Origin of the sequence: Rhodococcus sp. R1101, from assembly GCF_000278445.1 — a bacterium.
Lineage (GTDB): Bacteria > Actinomycetota > Actinomycetes > Mycobacteriales > Mycobacteriaceae > Rhodococcus > Rhodococcus gordoniae.
The window spans coordinates 1-2,667 of record NZ_AJVB01000508.1 but is presented as its reverse complement, the minus strand read 5'-3'; the positions used below and the strand labels follow the sequence as shown (position 1 = coordinate 2,667).

The 2,667-nt window shown below is 67.0% G+C and carries 3 protein-coding genes; 1 reads left to right on the top strand and 2 read right to left on the bottom strand.

The features are described 5' to 3' along the window. Nucleotides 1-162 precede the first annotated feature (162 nt). Both R1101_RS31455 and R1101_RS0120685 read right to left on the bottom strand, forming a co-directional pair. Nucleotides 163-255 (bottom strand): Ms4533A family Cys-rich leader peptide, encoded by a 93-nt coding sequence (locus R1101_RS31455; protein WP_332307017.1) that lies wholly within the window; start codon nucleotides 253-255, stop codon nucleotides 163-165. Between the two features lie 172 nt (nucleotides 256-427). After that, a complete protein-coding gene (locus tag R1101_RS0120685) occupies nucleotides 428-634 on the bottom strand; it encodes a hypothetical protein (protein ID WP_016935190.1) in 207 nt (68 codons plus the stop codon). 66 nt (nucleotides 635-700) lie between these two features. Between R1101_RS0120685 and R1101_RS0120680 the strand changes: the two genes are divergently transcribed. Then, nucleotides 701-2,650, top strand: coding sequence for a glycoside hydrolase family 15 protein (locus R1101_RS0120680; RefSeq protein WP_016935189.1), 1,950 nt, complete (start codon nucleotides 701-703; stop codon nucleotides 2,648-2,650). The last annotated feature ends 17 nt before the right edge of the window (nucleotides 2,651-2,667 follow it).

The following is a 2,667-nucleotide window of genomic DNA, read 5'->3' as shown; positions in this document are numbered from 1 at the left end:
AACGTTTCATGACGAGCCTCCTGAGGGGCTGTTTCGAGGGGAATGAATGCGGCCTGACCCGGACGAGGAGCTGCCGGGATCGGACAGGTCGGAATTCGCGAGGATGCGGAACCGGCAGGAACCGGGCAGACCCGGACACGGGGACCGCAGAGAAGAGGGGGGTCAGCGACAACAGTCGATGTCGGCGACCGAAGGCATGCCCACAGCGATCAACGCCAGTTCATGGCGGATGTGGGGCACTGTGGTCGCGGACACGCGGGAGAGACTAGCAGAGGTGGAAGGTCGACCGGAATCGACGATTCGGACACCGCGGATCGAGCACCGGAACCGGATCCGCGAGCGGAGTGCTCACATGGAGAGGAGCCATGCGACGACGACGATGATCAGCAGCGCGATCAGCGCCAGGGTCACGCGCGAACGCGGCATGTCAGCAATCCTCCGTCGTCGTGGCGGGCGAGTCCGTCTCTTCACGGCCGAGCAGTCGGAAGACGCCGGCCATCGCCCGATCGAGCGACCATGCGACCCCGAAGCAGGCCGGCACCAGCACCGCCGATACCAGGGCCACCTGGGGGACGAAGGACAGGCCCGCGAGCCACAGCTCGAAGCCGTCCCACCACGATGCCACCCGATCCATTGGCTACACCCTAGTAGGTTCGGCAACCACCCTGCGATCCGCCCGGCCCACGGTGATCATGGAGGGATGGACCACCATCACCACTCCTCCTCACCGCCGGCAGGGGCACCCTTCCGGCGGAGTCCGTTCCCACCCATCGACGACTACGCATTCCTCTCGGACTGCGAGAGCACCTGCCTGATCGCGCGCGACGGCACGGTGGAGTGGATGTGTGTGCCCAGACCGGACTCCCCCAGCGTGTTCGGGTCGCTGCTGGACCGCAGCGCGGGACATTTCCGGTTGTCGCCGCACGACCGCACGGTTCCTGCCGCACGCCGGTACCTGCCGGGCGGCCTGGTCCTGGAGACGACCTGGCAGACCGACACGGGATGGATGATCGTGCGGGACGCGCTGGTCATGGCCCCCTGGTACGACGTCGAGGAGCGCTCGACGACGCATCGCCGGACCCCGTCCGACTGGGAGGCCGAGCACATGCTGCTGCGGACGGTGCGTTGCGTGAACGGGACCGTGGACCTGTATGTCAGCTGCGAACCTGCTTTCGACTACCACCGCGGCCGGACCGAGTGGAGCTACACCGGCAAGGTCTACGAAGAGGCCACCGCGGTGTGCAGGAACGCACCGGACGAGCACCCGACGCTGCGCATGACCACGGATCTGCGCCTCGGGATCGAGAACCGCGAGGTCCGCGCGCGGCGTCGACTCCACAAGGGCGACACGGCGTTCGTCGCACTGGCGTGGTCGGACTGCCCGATGCCGCACACCTTCGACGAGGCCATGGCCAAGATGGTCGCCACCCAGGACTACTGGCGGGAATGGATCACGACGGGCCGATTCCCGGATCACCCCTGGCGCACCTACCTGCAGCACAGCGCCCTCACACTCAAGGGACTGACCTACAGCCCGACCGGGGCGCTGCTCGCCGCGTCGACTACATCGCTACCGGAAACCCCTGGCGGAGAGCGCAACTGGGACTACCGCTACGCGTGGGTGCGCGATTCGACCTTCGCGTTGTGGGGCCTGTACACACTCGGGTTCGATCGGGAGGCCGACGATTTCTTCTCGTTCATCCTCGACGTCTCGCGCGACGCGGACGGGGTGCGATATCCACTTCAGGTGATGTACGGGGTGGGTGGTGAGCGCGAACTGCCCGAGTCGACCCTCGAGCATCTGAGCGGGTACGACGGCGCCACCCCGGTCCGGATCGGCAACGACGCCTATCACCAACAGCAGCACGACATCTGGGGCACGCTGCTCGATTCGGTGTATCTGCACGTGAAGTCCCGCGGACACTTTCCCCAGACGTTGCTGCACACGCTGCGCCGGCAGGTGGAAGAAGCAGCGGCCAACTGGCGCAAGCCCGACCGGGGCATCTGGGAGGTGCGGGGCGAACCCCAGCACTTCGTGTCCTCGAAGGTGATGTGCTGGGTGGCACTCGACCGCGGCGCGAAACTCGCCGAACTCCAGGGCCGGCCCGACTACGCCCGGAAGTGGGCAGCCGTCGCCGACGAGATCAAGGCCGACATCCTCGAGCACGGCGTCGACGAACGCGGGGTGTTCACCCAGCGCTACGGGCATCCCTCACTCGACGCCTCCGCGCTGCTGATCCCGTTGCTGCGGTTCCTGCCCGCGGACGATCCGCGGGTGCGGGCCACGGTGCTGACGATCGCCGACGAACTCACCGAGGACGGGCTCGTACTGCGCTATCGGGTCGAGACGACCGACGACGGGCTCGCCGGCAAGGAGGGCTCGTTCACCATCTGCTCGTTCTGGCTGGTGTCGGCGCTGGTCGAGATCGGTGAGGTGGAGCGGGCCGCCGCACTGTGTCAACGTCTGCTCGACTTCGCGAGTCCGTTGAAGCTCTACGCCGAGGAGATCGACACCGACACGGGACGGCATCTGGGGAACTACCCTCAGGCCTTCACCCATCTGGCGCTCATCAACGCCGTCGTCCATGTCATCCGCGCCGAACGCGAGATCGGAGCTGGCAACTTCCGGCCGGCGCATCTCGGTCCGTGACGCGGTCTCCGGCGCCG